A 19211-nucleotide genomic window follows, 5' to 3' on the forward strand; every position below is an offset into this window, starting at 1 on the left:
TTGCACCGAGTTTCTGCATCGTGTCGGCTGACCTTGGGTGGGGTGTGCATGATTTGGTTGGGGCTAGACTTTCGGGCAGGGGTGTTGGCACTGGTGATTACTTCACTGGTGTTGTATCTGTTGCAGCCATTCGCTGCCAAATTGAACCTGCTGGACCACCCCACAGGGCGCAAGGATCATGCCAACCCAACCCCGGTCACCGGTGGGCTGGCTATCCTGATTGGTTGCGCGATTGCTTTTGTATTTATCCAAAGGAGCGGCACATCGCTGCAAGCGTTTCTTGCGGCGGCAGGATTGTTGGTGGCGATGGGGGTGTATGACGACCTGTATGACATGCGCTGGTACACGCGCATACTGATCCAAGCCCTGGCAACCTTGCTGATCATTTTTTGGGGTGGGGTGCGGGTGGAGCAATTGGGGCCAGCGTTTGGGCTGGATTCGCTGGCCTTGGGTTGGCTCTCCGTGCCGTTCACCATTGTGGCGACCATCGGCATCATCAATGCGATGAACATGATTGATGGTGCGGACGGTTTGGCTGGATTGTTGGGGTTGGCGGCGCTGACGATGCTGGCGGCGGCGGCGGTGTATGCCGGCAACGATGTGCTGGCATCGCGCTTATCGGTGCTGTGCGGGGCACTGGCAGGATTTTTGGCTTGGAACATACGGCTGCCATGGCGGCCACGCGCCAAAGTGTTTTTGGGGAATGCGGGAAGTGCACTGTTGGGGCTGGTCATTGCCTGGATCAGCTTTCGCCTAACCCAGAACCCGGGACATCCAGTCAATCCGGTATTGGCCCTGTGGTTGTTGCCCATCCCGGTCATGGATTGTCTGGTGGTGAGCGTGCGCAGATTACGGCAGGGGCGCTCGCCCTTCGCGGCCGGGCGCGACCATATTCACCACATCCTGTTGGATGCCGGGTTCGGGCCGACGCGGGCGGCGGTGTACTTGGCAATGTTCAGCCTTGCGTGTGGATTGGGGGTCGCGTTGTTGATCCGTACCCATTGGCTGCCCTACCCGGTGTTGCTTGCAGGGTTTGTCGCGATGTGTCTGGGCTGGTATACGTTGACTGCCAACCGCGCGCGCGCGGTGGCGCTGTTTCGAGGTTTCCGCCGGCAGCCACCACCGAGCACAGAATCCAAGGCAGCTGGCTTGGACGGCGAGCAGCGCAACACTTGATTGCAGATTGTGGCGCTGCGGGCTATTCCAGCTGGCTTGCCGCCCAAGCAGCATCCAGGGTCTCCATTGCATCCAGCGGCTTGCACTTGCTGGCTTTTTCATAGGCATTGGCGGCGGCGTCTTCGTTGCGAGTCTCATCCAGCAGTAACAGCACATTGCCGTGTTCGATATGGGCAATCGGCGAAGCGGGGGTCAATTTGAGCGCTTCTTTGATGTGTTTGTCTGCTGCCCCAGCTTTGGCGCCATAGGTCAGGCCGCCGATCATCGCGCCGATTTTGTTGATGATTTCGGCGTGATACACCGCCAGCGCGGTATGCGCTTCGGCGTGCTTGGGGGCAAGTTCCAAGGTGGTGTCCAGCGCCGTGCGCACTTTACTGGCGATACCCATTTTCAGTGCTTTGGTGATCGAAAGGCCTTGGCTGTAGCGGCCTAGTGCAAATGCGTAGCGGTAGTGGCTGTTGACTTCGTTGGGTAGGGCTTTGATGGCGGCTTCGGCAAGGCTGGCGGCGTGTTCGTAGCGCTTGAGTTTTTCGTCTTCGTCATCGACCAGATAAGTGGCATGGATGCCCAAGGCTTTGACTGCAACCGACGCACCCACCGGCCCCAACGCTACGCCGGTATCAAAGGCGGTTTTGAAGTCACCGTGATGGAAGGCCCGCCAGGCTTCTTGCAAGGCTTCGGCAAGTGCATCGGCATCAAGCTTGGGGGCAGCCTTGCCCGCTGACTTCAGTAACGTGGCTGCGTGCTTGCTGTCGGGATAGGGTTCGCAGTCACCGGCATGCAGCTTCGGCCAAGCTTTCTTCAGCGCCTCACTGGCGTAGGCGAATGCCTTGGCATCGTGCGGAAAGCCGGCCCATCCGGATGCGGAGTTCTTTTTGCTGGCCATATGGACTGCCTCGATGATGGTGTGTGAGTGGGTAGTAAAGCAGCTGCGTGCAAGGACGATGCAAGGTGCCAGCATCCGTTGCGGCATGGATTCTGGCAAGAGGGGGGGCTCGTGTGCGCGCTAGTGTGATTGCTCAAGCCTAGGCCAGCACACTGGCAATTAAGTATCTCTGAGGTCGTGTAATGACCAAGTCCGGCAAAAAAGCGATCAAGCCTTCATCCAAACTGGCGTTTGATGTCACTGCACGCCATGTCTGGCTGGCTTGCTTGGGCGTTCTGGCGCGGGTGCGGCGCAAGTTGGGTCGCAAACGCGATTGACCCTTGCGGTTTTTCCACACGGCTTCTGGCCGCGACGCAATGGTGACAAGTCGTGCGCAGGGCGCACTCTTTCGCGGCCGCTCCACGGGGGGGCTGCCACCGCAGCCGTGGTACCCGCTGGTTCAGGTGATGTAGGCGCGGGTGAGGGTGTTCAGATGCACGCGTTCGGCGTCGCGCAGGAACGGGGCCACCAACATCATCACTTGTACGATCCCGTCGCGGATCGAGGTGCGTTCGTCCTTGTCGCCGCGGGCTGCTGCGTAGTTCATCCAGAACGTGGCGATCACCAGGATATTGGTGGCGGCGGCGTTCACTTCATCGGCGGAGGCCCGCATCACGCCGGCCTGCACCAAGCCACGCATCACTGTGTGTGCCTGCTCATCGGCGCGTTTGAGGATGCGCGCAAAACGCAGGCGCAGGCGGCGGTTGCGGCTGAGAATGTCGACGAGGTCGCGATACAGGAAGCGGTAGTCCCAGATGCATTCAAACACCAAATGCAATTGCAGCCAGATGTCTTCCAGCCCGGGCAGACGGCCTTCCGGTGCGGCCAACGCGGTATCCATCCGCGCTTCGTAGCCGGCGAACAGCTGCTCGATGATGTCGTCTTTATTGCGGAAGTGGTAATACAGATTGCCCGGGCTGATTTCCAGCTCATCGGCAATATGGTTGGTGGTGACGTTGGGTTCACCCTGCGCGTTGAACATCGCAAGCGATGCGTCGAGGATGCGCTGGCGGGTTTGTCGGGCCATCGTCTTGGTTCGCTCAGGCACCGAGTTTCTTGACCAAATCCACGTATTTCTGCTTGGCTGCTTCTTGCGAGGTGCCCTTGAGTTTGGCCCAAGCTTCGTATTTTGCGGTGCCGACAAAGTCAAAGAACCCCGGTTTGGTCCCGCTGACATCACCTTCGGCACCTTGCTTGTACAGCGCGTACAGGCGCAGCAAGGTGTCGTTATCCGGGCGCTCGGTCAGTGCATGCACATCCTTGGCGGCTTGTTCGAACAGGGCTTGCAGATCGGCCATGTGGGTTCCCCTTGCACGGAAATTTGTGTGGATGCGGTCATCTGAACATGCACATCTGCATGGGTCAATACGCCGGGGAATTGTGGAGTGTGCAAAGCTCTGGCAACGTAGGCGGCAACGGCACGCACGCGGCCGACTTTTGCCTGACAGGGAGACGCGCAATGAGTTATTTCGTCACGGGTGGTACCGGGTTCATTGGCCAGTACCTGATCGACAATTTGCTCAAGCGCAAGGGCACGGTGCATGTGCTGGTGCGTAAGGCGTCGATGAAGAAGTTTGATGCGGTCGTGAAACAGCGCGGCTGGGATCCCAAGCGGGTGGTCGCGGTGGCGGGTGACATGACCACCGCCAACTGCGGGGTCAGTGCAGTACAACTGCGCGCCTTGGCCGGCAAGATTCAGCACTTCTTCCATCTGGCTGCTATTTACGATGTCACTGCGTCTGCAGAGAGCCAGCAAGCAGCCAATGTGGATGGCACCCAACATGCGCTGGACTTGGGCGTTGCACTGAAGGTGAAATGCTTCCATCACACCAGTTCAATTGCAGCCGCAGGTTTGTACCCGGGCGTGTTTCGCGAAGACATGTTCGACGAAGCCGAGGGCCTGGATGACCCCTATCTGCGCACCAAGCATGCGTCAGAAGGCTTGGTGCGCGCCGAAAAGCGTATCAAGTGGCGGATCTATCGCCCGGGCATGGTGGTAGGCCATTCCAAGACCGGCTACATCGACAAGATTGACGGCCCGTATTACTTCTTCACCTTCCTCAAGAAATTGCGCGAGATGCTGCCGCCGTGGATGCCTACGCTGGGCATCGAGGGGGGGCGCATCAATATCGTGCCGGTGGACTATGTGGCTGACGCGATGGATCACATTGCGCACAAGCCCAAGCTCGATGGTCATTGCTTCCATCTCACTGACCCCGACCCGATGCGGGTGGGCGAGGTGCTTAATACCTTTGCGCGTGCCGGTCATGCCCCGGAAATGACCATGCGCATTGATGCGCGGATGTTTGCTTTCCTGCCTGGCAGTGTGCGCATGGCGGTGGGTGGGTTGCCGCCGGTGCGGCGCTTTATCGGCATGTTGCTGCGCGATTTCCGGATCCCCAAAGAGACGTTGAAGTTCATCACCTATCCCACCCGTTTTGACAACCGCGAAACCGAGCGCGCGCTGAAAGGCAGCGGGATTGCGGTGCCGCGCCTGGACGATTACGCATGGCGGCTATGGGATTACTGGGAGCGCCATCTTGACCCCGACTTGTTCATCGACCGCAGCCTGAAGGGCAAGGTCAAGGGCAAGGTGGTGGTGATTACCGGGGGGTCGTCGGGGATTGGCTTGTCCACCGCGCAACGGGTGGCCGAAGCCGGCGCCACCACCATTATCGTGGCGCGCGGCGAGGAAGAATTGTTCAAGGCGCGTGATGCGATGAAAAAGGCCGGCGGCAAGGTGTTTGCTTACACCGCAGATTTGGCCGACTTGGCCAGCTGCGACCGTTTGGTGGCCACTATCCTCAGCGAGCACGGGCATGTGGATGTGCTGGTCAACAATGCCGGGCGTTCGATTCGGCGCTCGATCGAGGCCAGCTACGACCGCTTCCACGATTTTGAACGTACCATGCAGTTGAATTACTTTGGCAGCATCCGTCTGATCATGGGTTTCATGCCGACGTTGGTGGAGCGCCGACGCGGCCACATCATCAATATCAGCTCGATTGGGGTGCTGGCCAACTCGCCACGGTTCTCGGCGTATGTGGCATCCAAGGCGGCGTTGGATGCCTTCAGCCGCTGCGCGCAGGGCGAGTTGTCGGGCAAGGGGATCAGCTTCACCACCATCAATATGCCGCTGGTGAAGACGCCGATGATTGCGCCGACCAAGATGTATGACAGCGTGCCCACCTTGTCGCCGGATGAAGCCGCCGATTTGGTGGTGAAGGGGATCATTGAGCGGCCCAGCCGTATTGCTACCCGGCTGGGTATTTTCAGCGCGCTGATCAATGCGGTGGCTCCAAAAGCCTATGAAGTGGTGATGAATACCGCATTCGAGTTATTCCCGGATTCGGCAGCGGCCAAGGGTGACAAGAAGGCCTTGCGTGAGGAAGCGCCCAGTCACGAACAGATCGCTTTTGCGGCATTGATGCGCGGCGTGCATTGGTGATTGGCCGAGAAGCCACAAGTCAACCCGCTGGGGTTGGCTTGTGGCCGGGTCTGCTGTGGAGAGGGGTTCTGGCAGGGTGTTAGTAGGTTCGACACTGCTTGAAGCGAACCGCCTTGGTACTGCCCTGCGGCGGCTGCAACTGCACGCGCGATGATGCCAGCTCCGGGTAGCGTTCCAGCAGGGGGCACAGCTCATTCACCGGGTCGGATTGCTCGGAGCTGAGATAGACCATCAAGGTGGACTGCGTTGACCACAGGGCACGATCAACACCGAACAGTGTGGAGATGGCATTGGCAGTTTCGCGACGATGCTGTTCGATCACCGCCGGGTCGGAGGGGAAGGTGGCCGCAGGGGGGGCGACTGGCTTGGTGGTAGCCGGTGTGGCAGCAGCGGGCGGCACGGATGCCGGTGGGGCTGCGGTAATTGCAGGCGGTGCCAGTGCAGGGCTGGTGGCTTCGGAATCCGGTTGCAGGCCCTGCACAATGAACCAGACCAGGATGCCTGCAACTGCTGCGCCGCCCCATGCCATCAGGGGGATATTGGATGCGGCGGTGGGGGGCACCGGAGTGGGTTCTTGCGGGCGTGCCACATACGGCCTGACTTCGGGCCACAATTCGCTACCGTCAATCAGCTCGATGTGTTGTGGAACAGCGATCCGCTCGGCTTCGTCATCGAACTTGCCGGGAGTGACGACGATGACGTTTTCGGCCCCGCGCAGACTGGCCGATTTGGAAAGCCCCAGTAGTGATTGCGCGCTCACGATGGAGCCGGTGCCGTATTTGCAAGAGAGCAAGGCGCGTTCGCCACCGCGTTCCAGCAAGATGTCACTGCCATCGGTGGGAATGCCGTCCGCGGGCATGCCGTCTTCGATGACCGGACGGTAGCCGCGGCCTTGCATGGCTTGCAAGACCAGCTTGGCGAAATCACGCCAGCGCAACTGGGACAATTGCTCGGCACCGCGTGTCGCGGCTTCTCCGGGCTGCGAGGAATCCTGTTTCTGGCGCAGCCAGAATGACAGTCCGAACCCGGACAGGGCAAACACACACAATGCAATGAGGGCTGCGATCATGGGGACAGTTAGCGCCGAAAAAGCGAAGGTGGCAACTATACCGGCTGCAACGCATAAAGCGATGAATACCCGGACACCTAGGAAAGTGTCTTGATAATGGCCGTCATGCACAGCCGAATAGCGGTGCATGACGAGCAAAAGCAGGGTTCTTCGGAGGCTCCCTAGCTACGATCAGCTAGCGTCTACGGCGGTTGCTGGCGCGTTGTTATCAGCAGCCGCCTTGGCGGCGGTTTTGCGCGGTGCTTTGACCGCTTTGGTCGGCTTCGCAGGCGCGGGCTTGGCAGCCTTGTCGGGTTTGGCAGGTTTTACCGGCCTCGCCTTGGGGGCTGCCTTTGCAGGTTTGGCTGCTTTGGCCGGTGCCTTGGTGGTCGCAGGCTTGCCGGCGGGGGCTTTACGCAACTCGGCGGTAAGGCGCTCCACGCGCTGGGTCAGGGCATTGAGGTCATCGCGGCCGGGCACGCCCAGCCTGATCAGGGCGCGTTGCACGCGTTCTTCAAAGACTTTTTCCAGTTTGTCCCAGGTGTCGGAAGCACGTTCACGGGCTTGGTCAACGCGGCCTTCCACGGCATCCCGCACCACGCCAGCACGACTGCCGGCAAACTTGCGTGCCGTTTGTTCCAGCGACAGGCCGTCACGCACCAAGGTTTCGAACAATTTGCTACCCTCCGACTGGGCGCGGTTGAAGGCCCCCATGCCGGCCAGCCAAATGTGCTGTGCCGATTCGGTGATCGACTTCGGGCTAAGCGGTGACTGCGATTTGGCAGTACCGGTCTTGCGGCTGGAGGCCTTGCCGGCGGGTTTGCTGGCAGGTTTGGCAGCGGACTTGCGGGCGGACTTTTTCAATTTGGCCATGGCCGGTACTCTCTCCGCGTCAATCGGACGCATCGTGGTGGTTGTGCGCAAGAATCGTGCGCTTGTCTAGAGCATTCACACCATGCGCTGACGTTGCAGACGATGTTCGATTTCATCGAGTGCTCGGCCCAGGCGTGCGGTGGTGTCTGTCAAGCGCGGTGCAGGTGGAAGGTGCGCGATGATCGAACGAGGACGATCGGCGATCACCTCTTCGCGCAAACGGATGCCATGCTTGGCCAGTACCGGTTCAAATTCACTCCGCCGCTGGCGCAAATCGGTCAGCGTATTGCGATAGGCCAGCTGCGAAATGCGCCGCCTTGCCGAGAAACTGAACACGTTGGTGTAGAACAACTCGCGGTCGGCAGCATTGGGTTCAAACACCGCTTGGTCGATATTGGGATATTGCTGCGGATAGCGCGCCAAGCCAACCTGCATGCGCGATTGCAGCATGGTGCGCAAGGTTTGCGAGAGCACGCCGGGCAAGCCGCCTTCGGCAATCCGGCGATCGCTGCAGCGGTGCTGCTTCGCATCTTCGGGGCTGTCATCGCCAGGGTTGAAGGGCACCAATGGGTTGATGCCCAACAACAGATCGACATCGCGATCCAGCACCACCGAGGCGTGCATGGTGCGGCGCAGTGCGCCATCGACGATGTGCCGAACGCGCCCGCTCTTATCCTGCATTTCCACTGGCGGGTACAGGCCGGGCAGGGCGGCACTGGCTTGCACCGCGCGTGAAATCGGGATGCCATCCCAGCCTGCATCCCCGAAACGCACCGCTTCTCCGCTGTCCAAATCCACGCCGATGACGTACAGCGGCCTGTCCAGCTTGCGGAAGTCGTTGCTGCGGCCCTGCCGGGTAAATACATCGCGCAGGAAGCGTTCCACTTCGCGATTGTCGAACAAGCCGGTGGGTACCAAACTGCCGAACCGGTTAAGCAGATCCGACCAGCGCGAATCACTGCGACCGCTCCACAAGTCGCGTAGCAAGCGGGTAGTCAGACGCGGGATTGATGCGGCCCGGCTCAAGTATTCGCCAAATGCCGGGCTTAGGAACGTTTCAGGTTGGAATTGCACATCCTCGCTATCGCCGGTGATGAAGATTCTGCACAGTTCGGCGGTGTCCATGCGGTTGGCAAGACCTGCAGCGAAGAATGCACCGGAGCTGACCCCGACATAGCAATCCATTCGGGTGAGATCCAGTCCATCGCAAGCTTCATCCAGTGCACGCAGTGCACCCAATTCGTACATCGCGCCGACCGGGCCGCCGCCGGCGATAGCCAGCCCGATGCGCGACTGGCGTGCACGTGGTTTGGGTGCGGGAGCGGCATGCAGTGACAGCATATGTAACTCGCAAAAGCGGGGCTAACCGGAGTGTAACGGAGTGGATTGGAGTATTGCGTCCACGCGCCTGCTGCGCCGACACTATCGACCATGAGCATGCGGCCTGACCTGCAAGCACGCCTTGCGCGGCAACTTCAGATCCACCAGCGGTTGTTTGATCCGATCCATGAGCCACGCAATCGGCTGCATTGGCTGAAGCCGTTGCAGCAATGGCAGGCGCAACGTTTGCAACGCAGTTTCGCTAGGTTTTTACATGATCCCAAGCGCCATGCGGCGGCTAATTTCTTCCTGACCGATGTGTACGGTGAGCGTGATTTCAGTCAGCGTGATGCCGATATCGCCAAAGTGATTCCAAAAATGCAGCGCCTGTTGCCGATCGAATTGCTGGTCACCATTGCCGATGGTATTGAGCTTGCGGCCTTGAGTCATGCATTGGATCTGCATATGGCGGCTGCATTGCAGGGAATCGCCACAGTCGGTGCTCCGCTGGATACCAACGACTATTCGCAGGCCTACCGCGCAGTGGGTCATCGACGGCTGCGCGCCCATCAGATTGCGTTGATCAGTGGCGTTGGCCAAGGATTGGCTGCTGCACTGGCCACGCCTGGCGTGGGAATGCTGCTGCGTGTATCAAGCCTGCCTGCGCGTGCGGCGGGATTGGGTGAATTGCAATCGTTTTTGGAGCGCGGGTTTGCTGCATTTGCAGCGCTCGGCGATGCGCGGGCGTTTCTGATGGACATCCAGTACAGTGAAACGCGGGTGATGCAGCAGCTTTTTGCAGGGGCAGGCGATCCCTTCGCGTGAACTTGGTGAAGGCCTGAAGCTGGTTCAGCGGGCACCAAAGACTAGGAGTGCCGACAGGGCGGCGGCCATCAGCAATGCCGCTACCAATAGCCAGGGGACACGTGTTGTCCAGCCACGGTCGTTGGGTGGAGCAGGTGGGGCATCGGCTTGCTGTCGTTGTGACTGCTGCGCGCAGGCAATATCGGTGGCCAGTGTGGTGGAGCCTTCCAGCACGAACCGATGCTGTAGCCCGAACCACAATTGATCGCCAGGCTTCAACACGGCGTGTTGAACCGGCAGGCCGTTGAGCCGCACGCCGGTGGCAGCATCGCGCAGGACGGGTTTGCCATCGGCCATTTCAATGCGGGCAAGATCGGTGCGAATGCCATGACCTTCAATGCGCAGGTCGGTACTGGCCGCGCTGCCAATCCGGCGTGGACGCTCCAAGCTCAGGCTACGGCCATGGTGCGGGCCGCCAACACCGCGCAGCACCAGTCGCAACGTGCCGTTGTCATCGCGGCTAGCGGCGGTAGCAGGTAGCGGTGCGGGGGTTGCGGTGACTAGTTGCAGCTCTTGGCCATCGATATGGACACTGTCACCCGCCCGCAGCATGGCCAGTTGCAACACCGGGCGGCCGTTGACGTGGACTCCGCGCAAGCCTTCGGCCACGGTTAGCCAAATGCCGCGGCGGTCATTGCACAGTTGCAGCAGCCACGGGCCATCCGCTGCCATCGGTGCCAGCCCTGTTGGGCCGCGGCCTAATGCCAGCACGCCGGTATCCAGCGGCAGGTCGGGGCGGGAGGTATCGCAAAAATGCAGGCACAGGTCATTCATCGCCGTGCAATCTAGCATGCGAGGCAAGCTTTTCCGGCAGGATTTTCGGCCGTGCAGCGGCGGCTGTTCGGGGCGGCTGGTACGCGGCAGAATGGCGGCTTGTCCGTCACCTTGCCGCCACCATGTCAAAAATCGATATCCGTCATGCCCATTCCCTACCCATGCCGCAAGCCCGCAAGGCGATCGAGGAGGTGGCCAGGAAGCTGCAAGACCGCTTCCAGGTTGATTATGGCTGGGAAGGGGACACCCTGAACTTCACCCGTTCCGGCATTGATGGACATATCGAATTGCAAGCGCAAGCACTGCATGTGCACGCCAAGCTGGGGTTTCTGGCGGCGATGTTCAAAGACCCGATCGAGTCTGAAATCAAGCGGGTGCTGCAAGAGAAATTCTGATCGCAATACACGTTCTGGCGGAATGCCAAAGCGTCATGGACGGTTTCGCCGGAAACCGCACGCGCAAGCGTGCTGCACTGCGGCATACTTGGGGTTTCCCGCCCTGAGAGCTTCCAATGCCACGCGCCTACAACTTCGCCCCGGGCCCGGCCATGCTGCCCGAATCCGTGTTGCGCCAAGCGCAGGCGGAGCTGCTGGAGTTTGGCACTACCGGCGCGTCGATTCTGGAAATCAGCCATCGCGGCGCGGATTTTATGGCCGTTGCACAGAAGGCCGAGGCCGACCTGCGCACGTTGCTGGCCATCCCCGATGACTATGCGGTGATTTTTACCGCCGGTGGTGCCACCACCGTGCAAGCCTTGTTACCACTGAATTTTGCCGCGCCCGGCCAAGCTGCCGACTACGTGGTCAGCGGCCACTGGGGCAAGACCGCGATCAAGCAGGCCGCGCATTGCATCGATGCACGCACTGCGGCCAGTAGCGAGGCGGGCGGGTTTCGGGATGTGCCGGCGCGTAGCACCTGGCAGCTATCCAAGGATGCCGCGTATGTGCACGTCACCGCCAACGAAACCATCCACGGGGTGGAGTGGCGCGAAATCCCCGAGGTGGATAACGCGCCGCTGGTGGCCGATTTCAGTTCGTCGATTGCCTCTGAACCGCTGGATATTTCGCGCTTTGGCATCGTGTATGCCGGCGCGCAGAAGAATCTGGGGCCGGTGGGCATCACGGTTGTCATCGTGCGACGTGATTTGTTGGCGCGTGCCGGCCAGCCGCGAGCGCCAATTTTCGACTACGCCGCGCAGGCCAAGGCAGAGTCGATGCTCAACACCCCGCCCAGTTGGAATTGGTATGTGCTGGGCCTGACGGTGCAGTGGATGTTGGACGAAGGTGGCGTGGCCGAATTTGCCCGCCGCAATACCCGCAAGGCGGCGCTGCTGTATGCCGCGATTGATGGCTCTGGCGGCTTTTATCGCAATGAAGTGGCCACCGCTGCGCGTTCGCGCATGAATGTGCCGTTTTTTTTGCACGATGCCGCGCTGGACAAGGTGTTTCTCGAGCATGCCAGGCAAGCCGGCTTGGTGGCATTGAAGGGCCACCGTGTACTCGGCGGGATGCGTGCATCACTGTACAACGCCATGCCCGAAGCCGGTGTGCAGGCATTGGTCAATTTCATGCAGGAGTTCCAGAGCGCTCATGGCTAAGAAATCTTCAAGCAAGCCCGGCACCCCCAAGACGTCCCCCGTGGTCGAGGCCAAGCCTGATTTGTCACAGGTGCGCGCCCAGATCGACGGCATCGACCAGCAGATTCAAGCGCTGATTGCCGAGCGCGCCAATTGGGCGCACCAAGTGGGCAAGGCCAAGGGCAAGCTGGCCGCTGCGGTGGATTACTACCGTCCCGAGCGCGAGGCACAGGTATTGCGGCGGGTGGTGGACCGCAATGACGGCCCGCTGTCGGACGATGTGCTGGTGCGCTTGTTCCGCGAAGTGATGTCGGCCTGCCTGGCCCAGCAAGAGCCGCTGAAGATTGGCTATCTGGGGCCGGAAGGCACCTTCAGCCAGCAGGCGGTTTACAAGCATTTTGGTCACTCGGCGCACGGCTTGCCGCTGGGCAGCATTGAAGAAGTGTTCCAGGAAGTGGCCGCCGGCAATGCCGATTTTGGCGTGGTGCCGGTGGAGAACTCCGGGCAGGGCACCATCCAGGTGACGTTGGATTTGTTCCTCACCTCGCCGCTGCGCATTTGTGGTGAAGTGGAACTGCGCGTGCACCAATACTTGCTGTCACGCAGTGGCCGCATGGAGGATGTCGAGCGCATTTTTGGTCACCCGCAAGCGTTGGCACAGACGGGCGGCTGGACGCGTACACATCTGCCAGGGGTCGAAAAAATCCCGGTGTCCAGCAATGCCGAAGGCGCGCGCCGCGCACGCAGTGCCGACGATGCCGCCGCCATTGCCGGCGAAACCGCCGCGATTGTGTATGGCCTGAAAAAAATCGCTGGCCCGATTGAAGACCGCAGTGATAACACCACGCGATTCCTTGTCATCGGCCGGCAGGCGTTCCCGCCATCGGGCAATGACCGCACTTCTCTGCTGGTGTTCATCCGCGACCGCCCCGGTGCGTTGTATGGCGTGCTGGAGCCGCTGGCACGGCGCGGTATCAGCATGAACCGGATCGAATCGCGGCCCGAGCACGGGCATAAATGGCAGTACGCATTTTTCATCGATGTCGCCGGCCATTGTGACGAATCGCCACTGAAAGACGCGCTGGATGAAATTGGCCAACACGGCGATGAAGTGCGCGTATTGGGCTCGTACCCGGTGGCAATCACATGATTGATTTCAACGCGCTGGCGCAGGCCGGCATCCGCAGCCTGCGTGCGTATGACCCCGGTCACGATCTGGTGGCACTGCGCCGGCAAGCCGCGCAGCCCTTGCTGGAATTGGGTTCCAATGAAAACCCGTATGGTGCCAGCCGGCTGGCCAAACAGGCGATCATTGCGGCGCTGGATGGCGCGCATGTCTATCCCGATCCACTGGGTGGGGATTTGAAGCGTGCATTGGCGGCCACGCATGGCGTGGCGGCCGCAAATATCGTGCTGGGCAATGGCAGCCACGAATTGCTGATGCAGTTTGCGCAAGTGTTTGCGGGCGCGGGCGACGAAGTGGTGGCCGCGCAGTATGGCTTTGCGGTGTATGCGCTGGCGGCGCAGGCCGCAGGTGCGGCACTGCGGCTTGCACCGGCTTTGCCCAACAATCACGCGATGCCGCGCGGGCATGATCTGGACGCGCTGCTTGCCGCCATCACTGCGCAGACCAAGCTGGTGTATCTGGCCAATCCCAATAACCCTACCGGCACGTGGTATTCGCAGGCGGCATTCGCTGCATTTTTGGCCAAGGTGCCACCCACGGTATTGGTGGTGGTGGATGAGGCCTATGCCGAATTCGTGGATGCCCCCGACTACGCCAGCGCGTTGCTGTTGTTGGCGCAGCATCCCAACCTGATTGTCACCCGCACCTTCAGCAAGGCGTATGCGCTGGCGGGGCTGCGCGTGGGGTTTGCGATTGCGCACCCCGATTGCATTGCAGTCATGGAGCGCGTGCGCGAGAGTTTCAACGTCAATGCATTGGGGTTGGCGGCAGCGGAAGCGGCGTTGGCCGATAATGAGCATCTGGCGGCATCGGTGGCGGGCAATCGCGTGCAGCGCGATGCGCTGGCAGCGGCGCTGCGCCAGCGCGGCCTTACCGTGGCACCTTCGCAAACCAATTTTTTGTTGGTGGCATTAGGTGAAGCTGCTTCGCGGATCGAGGCTGCATTGGTTGCACGTGGCGTGATTTTGCGGCCAATGGGCGGCTATGGCTTGGGTGAGTGCCTGCGCATCACGGTGGGCACGGCGCAGGCCAATGCACGCCTGCTGGCGGCGCTGGATGAGGTGATGGCGTGAGTGGCATGCACTGGACGGCGCATGCAGGCACGCCATTGCAAGGCGTGTTGGGCATCCCCGGTGACAAATCGGTCTCGCACCGGTCGGTGATGTTTGCCGCATTGGCCGATGGCATCTCCACCATCGATGGGTTTTTGGAAGGCGAAGACACCCGCGCCACCGCAGCCATCTTCGAATGCTTGGGCGTGCGTATCGAAACTCCATCGCCGTCGCGGCGCGTGGTGCACGGTGTGGGTATCGACGGTTTGCAGCCTGGCGCTGCGCCACTGGACTGCGGCAATGCCGGCACCGGGATGCGTTTGCTTGCAGGCTTGTTGGCAGCGCAACGGTTTGATTCCGTATTGATTGGCGATGCTTCGCTCAGCAAACGGCCGATGCGGCGCGTCACCGTGCCGCTGGCGAAGATGGGCGCGCGCATCGACACGGAGGAGGGCGGCACGCCGCCGCTGCGCATCCATGGCGGCCAGCCGCTGGTCGGCATCGACCACACGCTGGAAGTAGCCAGCGCGCAGGTGAAGTCGGCCCTGCTGCTGGCTGGGTTGTATGCGCACGGTGAGACCGTGGTGCGCGAGCCGCACCCGACCCGCGATTACACCGAACGCATGCTGTCGGCGTTCGGCGTGGAGATTGAATTCTCGCCCGGGTTTGCGCGGCTGCGCGGCGGCCAGCGCCTGCGCGCCACCGATGTGGCGGTACCGGCAGACTTCTCCTCGGCGGCGTTCTTCCTGGTCGCGGCCAGTATTGTTCCAGGCTCCGAGCTACGCCTGCGGCAAGTGGGCCTGAACCCGCGGCGCACCGGCTTGCTCACCGCGCTGCGGATGATGGGTGCCGACATCACCGAAGAACGCAGCGGCATGCACGGCGGCGAGCCAGTGGCCGATTTGCGGGTGCGCTACGCGCCGCTGCACGGGATCGAAGTGCCGGAAGCGCTGGTGCCCGACATGATCGACGAATTCCCGGCGCTGTTCATTGCCGCCGCTTGCGCCGAAGGCCCCACCGTGGTGCGTGGCGCGGCCGAGTTGCGGGTGAAGGAATCCGACCGCTTGGGCGTAATGGCGGCTGGCTTGCGCACACTCGGGCTGCAAGTGGATGAAACCCCCGATGGCGCCACCATTCACCCCGGCGCGATGCATGGTGGTCAGATCGCCAGCCAGCACGACCACCGCATTGCAATGGCATTTGCGGTCGCCGCGCAGCGCGCGACTGGCGAGCTGCTGATTCGCGATGTGGAGACCGTGGCAACGTCATTCCCGGGCTTTGCGGAGCTGGCGCGTGCGGCAGGGTTCGGGTTGGTTTGAAACCGGTTACAGCGGCGATAGCTGCGTCATGATAGCGGCATCCAATGTGCCCCAATCCACGCTATCCAGGCTGTGCAAACCGCACGTGGCATTGGCCAGCAGCTTGCGTTGCACATCGCTACGGTGCAGCGCCACGGCGTAGGGAACGCGCATGAACGTCACCATCGTGTAGTGCGGCACAAAGCGGCCTGGATGGCGCGCTTGCAGCAGCAATTCCAATTGCCGCTGCAGCAGGAAATCGGCATCGTCGACTTTGTCGCGCATTTCAATGTAGTTTTCCAATGCCATTTGCTGGATTGCCTCGGCATTGGGCTTGCGCTCGGCTTCGAATGCGGTGAACGCTTCGGCCAGGGATGCGGTAACGGTCAGATGTTCGGCCAGCGCCACGCAATCTTCGAACGCACAATTCATGCCTTGCCCGTGGAACGGCACCATGGCGTGTGCGGCGTCACCCAGCAGCACCGCTTGCCCGCCCAGGTGCCAATGGTCCAGATACAAGGTGGCCAACGTGCCCACCGGGTTGGCCTCAAAGTCATGTTGCAACCTGGGAATCAGTGGCAACGTATCGGGGAAGTCGCGTGCAAACAATGCCTGCGCCTGCTCACCGGTTTGTACCTGCGCAAAACTGGGATAACTGCCCGCGTGCGGCATGAACAAGGTCACCGTGAAGGTGCGTTCGTCATTGGGTAACGCAATGCACATGTAGTGGCCACGTGGCCAGATATGCAGGGCATTGGGCTCGATGCGAAAGCCACCGTCGGCGGCGGGCGGGATTTCCAGTTCCTTGTAGCCGTGGTCCAGCCACTCGGTGCGTTCGCCCAGCGGTTGCACTTTCGCGATCTCGGTGCGCAGGGTAGAGCCGGCGCCGTCCGCGCCGACCAGCGCGCGGAACGCGCGGGTCACGGAATCGGTGTGGTGGCGGAAGGTGGCGACATGGTCGACGAAGTCCACCTGCTCCAGCGCGTGGTCGAAATGCAGGCGCGCACCGTGCGATTCGGCGATGTCGAGCAGCACGATATTGAGCTCGCCACGACTGATCGAGTAAATCACTTCGGAATCATCGCGCCCGTAGCGTTGCAAACCCGGCGTGCCGTGCAGCGGGTGCACATAACGGCCGCGCATCATCACCGCCTGCTGCAGCACGGCCTCGTCGGCGCCGGCCTGGCGCAGCGCGTGCAGGCCGCGCTCGGCCAGTGCCAGGTTGATTGAACGCCCGCCGGCATAGCCATCAATGCGCGGGTCGCCGCGCCGTTCGAACACATCCACCGACCAACCGCGCCGGGCCAGCAGGATGGCGAGCAGGGCGCCGGCCAGGCCGCCGCCGATGAGGGTGATGCCGCGCTCAGCGTCCATCGCGCCACTCCTTCACGGTGCGGGCAAAGCGCAGCACGTCGGCGAAACGGTTGTACAGCGGCACCGGCGCGATGCGGATCACGTCCGGCTCGCGCCAGTCGCCCTGCACGCCGCGTGAGGCGAGGAAGTCGAACAGCTCACGGCCGCGTTCACGGCCGCGTTCACGGCCGCCGATGACGCGCAGGGAGAGTTGGCAGCCGCGTCGCGCCGGTTCGCGTGGCGTCAGCACCTGCAGCACGTCGCGCAGCTCGGCATCGATCAGCGCTTCGAGATAGCCGGTGAGCGCTTCCGATTTCGTCCGCAGCGCCGGCAGCGTGGCGCGATCGAACTGCTCCAGCGAAGCGCGCAGCGGGGCTAGGCCGAGGATCGGCGGGTTGGACAGCTGCCAGCCGTCGGCGCCCGGCGTGGCCGAGAACTGCGGGCCCATCCTGAAGCGCACCGACGCATCGTTGCCCCACCAGCCGGCGAAGCGCGGGCGCTCGGTGCGCGCGTGGCGCTCGTGGACGAAGCAGCCGGCGACCGCGCCCGGCCCGGCGTTCATGTACTTGTAGTGGCACCAGACCGCGAAGTCGGCGTCGGCGTCGTGCAACCGCAGCGGCAGGTTGCCGACCGCGTGGGCCAGGTCGAAGCCGACCACGGCGCCCGCGGCATGCCCCAGTCGCGCGATCTCCTTCAGGTCGAACGCCTGCCCGGTGCGGTACTGCACGCCCGGCCACACGATGGTGGCCAGCCGCGGGCCATGCTCGGCGATGGCGCGCTCGATGGCGGCCATCGAGAAGGTGCCATCGGCGTTGTCCGGCGCCACCTCGACCAGCGCCTCGGCCGGATCGAAGCCATGGAAACGCACCTGCGATTCCAGCGCGTAGCGGTCGGAGGGGAAGGCGCCTGCCTCCATCAGCAGCACCGGGCGCTCGCGGGTCGGCCGGTAGAAGCTGACCAGCATGAAGTGCAGGTTGGCGGTCAGCGAGTTCATCGCCACCACTTCCTGCGGCTGCGCGCCGACCACGCGCGCCAGCGGGTCGCGCACCAGTTCGTGGTAGGGCATCCACTGCGCGTTGCCGGTGAAGTGGCCTTCCACCGCCTCGCGCGCCCACTTGTCCAGCACTTCCTCGACGTGCGCCCGCGCGCCCTTCGGTTGCAGGCCCAGCGAGTTGCCGACGAAATAGGCCTGCGGCGCACCGTCATGCAGCGGCAGGTGGAACTCGTCGCGGAAATGGCGCAGCGGGTCGGCTGCATCGAGCGCGGACGCGTGGTGGTCGTTGAACAGTTCGGTCATGCAAACCTCGATGCGGACAGGCCCAGCCATTCCAGCGCGGTGCCGTGGTAAAGCCGTGCGCGCTGCGCGTCGGCCAGGTCGAGCCGCTCGATGCCTTCGCCCGGTACCTGTTCGCCCAGCGGGAACGGATAATCGGTGCCCAGCATCACCCGCTCGCTGCCGCAGGCTTCGAGCAGGTAGCGCAGCGCGGCGTCGTCCGCCACCCAGGAGTCGAAATAGAGGCGCTTCAGGTACTCGCGCGGATTGCGGAAGTTGTCGGTGGCCACCAGGTCCGGACGCATGTTGAACCCGTGTTCGATCCGCCCGATGGTGTAGGGGAAGCTGCCGCCGCCGTGGGCCAGCGCGATGCGCAGCTTCGGCAGCCGTTCCAGCACGCCGCCGAACACCAGGCAGCAGGCGGCGCGCGACTGCTCCGCCGGCATCCCGACCAGCCACGGCAGCCAGTATTTCGGCATCGACTCGGCGCCCATCATGTCCCACGGATGCACCAGGATCGCCGCGCCCAGCTCGCTGGCGGCTTCGAAGAACTCGAACAGCTCCGGTGCGTCGAGGTTCCAGTCGCCGATATGCGAACCGATCTGCACGCCCTGCAGGCCCAGTTCGTCCATGCAGCGTTCCAGCTCGCGCACGGCGAGCTGCGGCGACTGCAACGGCACCGTGCCGATGCCGGCGTAGTGGCGCGGGAAGTCGCGGCAGGTCTGCGCCATGTGGTCGTTGAGCGATATGTGCAGTTCCAGTGCCTGGTGCGCCTTGGCCCAGTAGCTGAACATCACCGGCACGGTGGACAGCACCTGCACCTGCACGCCGAAGCCGGCGTAGTCGTCGATGCGGATCTGCGGGTCCCAGGTCTTCGGCCAGATCTCGCGGAAGAACTTGCCGTCCTTGTAGATCCGGTGACGTCCGTCATCCCCGTGGTGGATCACCGGGAAGCGGGCGTCGCCGTATTTCGTGGCAAGGTCCGGCCAGTCGCGCGGCAGGTAGTGGGCGTGGGTGTCGATTTTGAGCATGACGCGATTCTAGG

The 19211-nt window shown here is 62.2% G+C and carries 19 protein-coding genes; 9 read left to right on the forward strand and 10 right to left on the reverse strand.

The genetic code is table 11. The features are described 5' to 3' along the window. Window positions 1-48 precede the first annotated feature (48 nt). The gene (locus K7B09_RS05055; RefSeq protein WP_223627384.1) at window positions 49-1176 is read left to right on the forward strand and encodes an MraY family glycosyltransferase; all 1128 of its coding nucleotides are present in this window, start codon (window positions 49-51) and stop codon (window positions 1174-1176) included. A gap of 22 nt (window positions 1177-1198) precedes the next feature. Here the strand turns inward: K7B09_RS05055 and K7B09_RS05060 are convergent, their stop codons facing one another. Next, window positions 1199-2062 carry a tetratricopeptide repeat protein gene (locus tag K7B09_RS05060; protein ID WP_223627387.1) on the reverse strand — a complete coding sequence of 288 codons (864 nt, stop codon included), beginning with the start codon at window positions 2060-2062 and terminating at the stop codon, window positions 1199-1201. A 182-nt stretch (window positions 2063-2244) separates the two neighbouring features. On the opposite strand from K7B09_RS05060, the gene K7B09_RS13170 reads away from it, so the two are divergent. After that, on the forward strand, window positions 2245-2379 hold the full coding sequence (locus K7B09_RS13170) for a hypothetical protein (protein ID WP_263296624.1): 135 nt from the start codon (window positions 2245-2247) through the stop codon (window positions 2377-2379). Between the two features lie 122 nt (window positions 2380-2501). Here the strand turns inward: K7B09_RS13170 and K7B09_RS05065 are convergent, their stop codons facing one another. Both K7B09_RS05065 and K7B09_RS05070 read right to left on the reverse strand, forming a co-directional pair. Then, window positions 2502-3128, reverse strand: coding sequence for a TetR/AcrR family transcriptional regulator (locus tag K7B09_RS05065; RefSeq protein WP_223627389.1), 627 nt, complete (start codon window positions 3126-3128; stop codon window positions 2502-2504). Window positions 3129-3141: 13 nt separating this feature from the next. After that, a complete protein-coding gene (locus K7B09_RS05070; RefSeq protein ID WP_223627391.1) occupies window positions 3142-3399 on the reverse strand; it encodes an acyl-CoA-binding protein in 258 nt (85 codons plus the stop codon). 161 nt (window positions 3400-3560) lie between these two features. Between K7B09_RS05070 and K7B09_RS05075 the strand changes: the two genes are divergently transcribed. After that, the gene (locus tag K7B09_RS05075; RefSeq protein ID WP_223627393.1) at window positions 3561-5549 is read left to right on the forward strand and encodes an SDR family oxidoreductase; all 1989 of its coding nucleotides are present in this window, start codon (window positions 3561-3563) and stop codon (window positions 5547-5549) included. 79 nt (window positions 5550-5628) lie between these two features. Here K7B09_RS05075 and K7B09_RS05080 read toward each other — a convergent pair whose 3' ends face one another. The 3 genes from K7B09_RS05080 to K7B09_RS05090 all read right to left on the reverse strand — a co-directional run bounded on the left by K7B09_RS05080 (window position 5629) and on the right by K7B09_RS05090 (window position 8811). Further along, on the reverse strand, window positions 5629-6618 hold the full coding sequence (locus tag K7B09_RS05080) for a restriction endonuclease (RefSeq protein ID WP_223627395.1): 990 nt from the start codon (window positions 6616-6618) through the stop codon (window positions 5629-5631). A 171-nt stretch (window positions 6619-6789) separates the two neighbouring features. Continuing rightward, window positions 6790-7470 (reverse strand): phasin family protein, encoded by a 681-nt coding sequence (locus K7B09_RS05085; RefSeq protein ID WP_223627397.1) that lies wholly within the window; start codon window positions 7468-7470, stop codon window positions 6790-6792. 75 nt (window positions 7471-7545) lie between these two features. Then, window positions 7546-8811 (reverse strand): patatin-like phospholipase family protein, encoded by a 1266-nt coding sequence (locus K7B09_RS05090; RefSeq protein WP_223627399.1) that lies wholly within the window; start codon window positions 8809-8811, stop codon window positions 7546-7548. A 90-nt stretch (window positions 8812-8901) separates the two neighbouring features. On the opposite strand from K7B09_RS05090, the gene K7B09_RS05095 reads away from it, so the two are divergent. Continuing rightward, window positions 8902-9615 (forward strand): DUF8198 family protein, encoded by a 714-nt coding sequence (locus K7B09_RS05095; RefSeq protein WP_223627401.1) that lies wholly within the window; start codon window positions 8902-8904, stop codon window positions 9613-9615. Between the two features lie 24 nt (window positions 9616-9639). On the opposite strand, the gene K7B09_RS05100 is transcribed toward K7B09_RS05095, so the two are convergent. Next, window positions 9640-10428: an FHA domain-containing protein gene (locus K7B09_RS05100; RefSeq protein ID WP_223627404.1), complete on the reverse strand. Its 789-nt coding sequence runs from the start codon at window positions 10426-10428 to the stop codon at window positions 9640-9642. A 122-nt stretch (window positions 10429-10550) separates the two neighbouring features. On the opposite strand from K7B09_RS05100, the gene K7B09_RS05105 reads away from it, so the two are divergent. The 5 genes from K7B09_RS05105 (at window position 10551) to aroA (ending at window position 15561) form a co-directional block, all read left to right on the forward strand. Next, window positions 10551-10823, forward strand: coding sequence for a polyhydroxyalkanoic acid system family protein (locus K7B09_RS05105; RefSeq protein WP_223627406.1), 273 nt, complete (start codon window positions 10551-10553; stop codon window positions 10821-10823). A gap of 116 nt (window positions 10824-10939) precedes the next feature. Next, the gene (serC, locus tag K7B09_RS05110; protein ID WP_223627408.1) at window positions 10940-12025 is read left to right on the forward strand and encodes a 3-phosphoserine/phosphohydroxythreonine transaminase; all 1086 of its coding nucleotides are present in this window, start codon (window positions 10940-10942) and stop codon (window positions 12023-12025) included. Next, a complete protein-coding gene (gene pheA, locus K7B09_RS05115; protein ID WP_223627411.1) occupies window positions 12018-13154 on the forward strand; it encodes a prephenate dehydratase in 1137 nt (378 codons plus the stop codon). The genes serC and pheA overlap by 8 nt, the downstream gene beginning before the upstream one ends. Then, window positions 13151-14263 (forward strand): histidinol-phosphate transaminase, encoded by a 1113-nt coding sequence (gene hisC, locus K7B09_RS05120; protein ID WP_223627413.1) that lies wholly within the window; start codon window positions 13151-13153, stop codon window positions 14261-14263. The genes pheA and hisC overlap by 4 nt, the downstream gene beginning before the upstream one ends. Window positions 14264-14268: 5 nt before the next feature. Beyond that, window positions 14269-15561: a 3-phosphoshikimate 1-carboxyvinyltransferase gene (gene aroA, locus K7B09_RS05125; protein ID WP_223627750.1), complete on the forward strand. Its 1293-nt coding sequence runs from the start codon at window positions 14269-14271 to the stop codon at window positions 15559-15561. Between the two features lie 6 nt (window positions 15562-15567). Here aroA and K7B09_RS05130 read toward each other — a convergent pair whose 3' ends face one another. The 3 genes from K7B09_RS05130 to K7B09_RS05140 are packed head-to-tail and all read right to left on the reverse strand — an operon-like array spanning window position 15568 to window position 19197. Next, window positions 15568-16914: an FAD-dependent oxidoreductase gene (locus tag K7B09_RS05130; protein WP_223627415.1), complete on the reverse strand. Its 1347-nt coding sequence runs from the start codon at window positions 16912-16914 to the stop codon at window positions 15568-15570. Beyond that, the gene (gene kynU / locus K7B09_RS05135; RefSeq protein WP_223627417.1) at window positions 16904-18190 is read right to left on the reverse strand and encodes a kynureninase; all 1287 of its coding nucleotides are present in this window, start codon (window positions 18188-18190) and stop codon (window positions 16904-16906) included. The genes K7B09_RS05130 and kynU overlap by 11 nt, the downstream gene beginning before the upstream one ends. Then, window positions 18187-19197: an amidohydrolase family protein gene (locus K7B09_RS05140; protein ID WP_223627419.1), complete on the reverse strand. Its 1011-nt coding sequence runs from the start codon at window positions 19195-19197 to the stop codon at window positions 18187-18189. Before K7B09_RS05140 ends, kynU begins: the two co-directional genes overlap by 4 nt. Window positions 19198-19211 lie beyond the last annotated feature (14 nt).

Source organism: Thermomonas beijingensis, from assembly GCF_020034655.1.
In the GTDB taxonomy this organism is placed as follows: domain Bacteria; phylum Pseudomonadota; class Gammaproteobacteria; order Xanthomonadales; family Xanthomonadaceae; genus Thermomonas; species Thermomonas beijingensis.

Coding starts and splice junctions, on each gene's coding strand:
- K7B09_RS13170 (WP_263296624.1), top strand. CDS start 2,245: ATGACCAAGTCCGGCAAAAAAGCGATCAAGCCTTCATCCAAACTGGCG.
- serC (WP_223627408.1), top strand. CDS start 10,940: ATGCCACGCGCCTACAACTTCGCCCCGGGCCCGGCCATGCTGCCCGAA.
- aroA (WP_223627750.1), top strand. CDS start 14,269: ATGCACTGGACGGCGCATGCAGGCACGCCATTGCAAGGCGTGTTGGGC.
- K7B09_RS05070 (WP_223627391.1), bottom strand. CDS start 3,399: ATGGCCGATCTGCAAGCCCTGTTCGAACAAGCCGCCAAGGATGTGCAT.
- K7B09_RS05075 (WP_223627393.1), top strand. CDS start 3,561: ATGAGTTATTTCGTCACGGGTGGTACCGGGTTCATTGGCCAGTACCTG.
- K7B09_RS05055 (WP_223627384.1), top strand. CDS start 49: ATGATTTGGTTGGGGCTAGACTTTCGGGCAGGGGTGTTGGCACTGGTG.
- kynU (WP_223627417.1), bottom strand. CDS start 18,190: ATGACCGAACTGTTCAACGACCACCACGCGTCCGCGCTCGATGCAGCC.
- K7B09_RS05140 (WP_223627419.1), bottom strand. CDS start 19,197: ATGCTCAAAATCGACACCCACGCCCACTACCTGCCGCGCGACTGGCCG.
- K7B09_RS05105 (WP_223627406.1), top strand. CDS start 10,551: ATGTCAAAAATCGATATCCGTCATGCCCATTCCCTACCCATGCCGCAA.
- K7B09_RS05085 (WP_223627397.1), bottom strand. CDS start 7,470: ATGGCCAAATTGAAAAAGTCCGCCCGCAAGTCCGCTGCCAAACCTGCC.
- K7B09_RS05080 (WP_223627395.1), bottom strand. CDS start 6,618: ATGATCGCAGCCCTCATTGCATTGTGTGTGTTTGCCCTGTCCGGGTTC.
- pheA (WP_223627411.1), top strand. CDS start 12,018: ATGGCTAAGAAATCTTCAAGCAAGCCCGGCACCCCCAAGACGTCCCCC.
- K7B09_RS05060 (WP_223627387.1), bottom strand. CDS start 2,062: ATGGCCAGCAAAAAGAACTCCGCATCCGGATGGGCCGGCTTTCCGCAC.
- K7B09_RS05100 (WP_223627404.1), bottom strand. CDS start 10,428: ATGAATGACCTGTGCCTGCATTTTTGCGATACCTCCCGCCCCGACCTG.
- hisC (WP_223627413.1), top strand. CDS start 13,151: ATGATTGATTTCAACGCGCTGGCGCAGGCCGGCATCCGCAGCCTGCGT.
- K7B09_RS05090 (WP_223627399.1), bottom strand. CDS start 8,811: ATGCTGTCACTGCATGCCGCTCCCGCACCCAAACCACGTGCACGCCAG.
- K7B09_RS05095 (WP_223627401.1), top strand. CDS start 8,902: ATGAGCATGCGGCCTGACCTGCAAGCACGCCTTGCGCGGCAACTTCAG.
- K7B09_RS05130 (WP_223627415.1), bottom strand. CDS start 16,914: ATGGACGCTGAGCGCGGCATCACCCTCATCGGCGGCGGCCTGGCCGGC.
- K7B09_RS05065 (WP_223627389.1), bottom strand. CDS start 3,128: ATGGCCCGACAAACCCGCCAGCGCATCCTCGACGCATCGCTTGCGATG.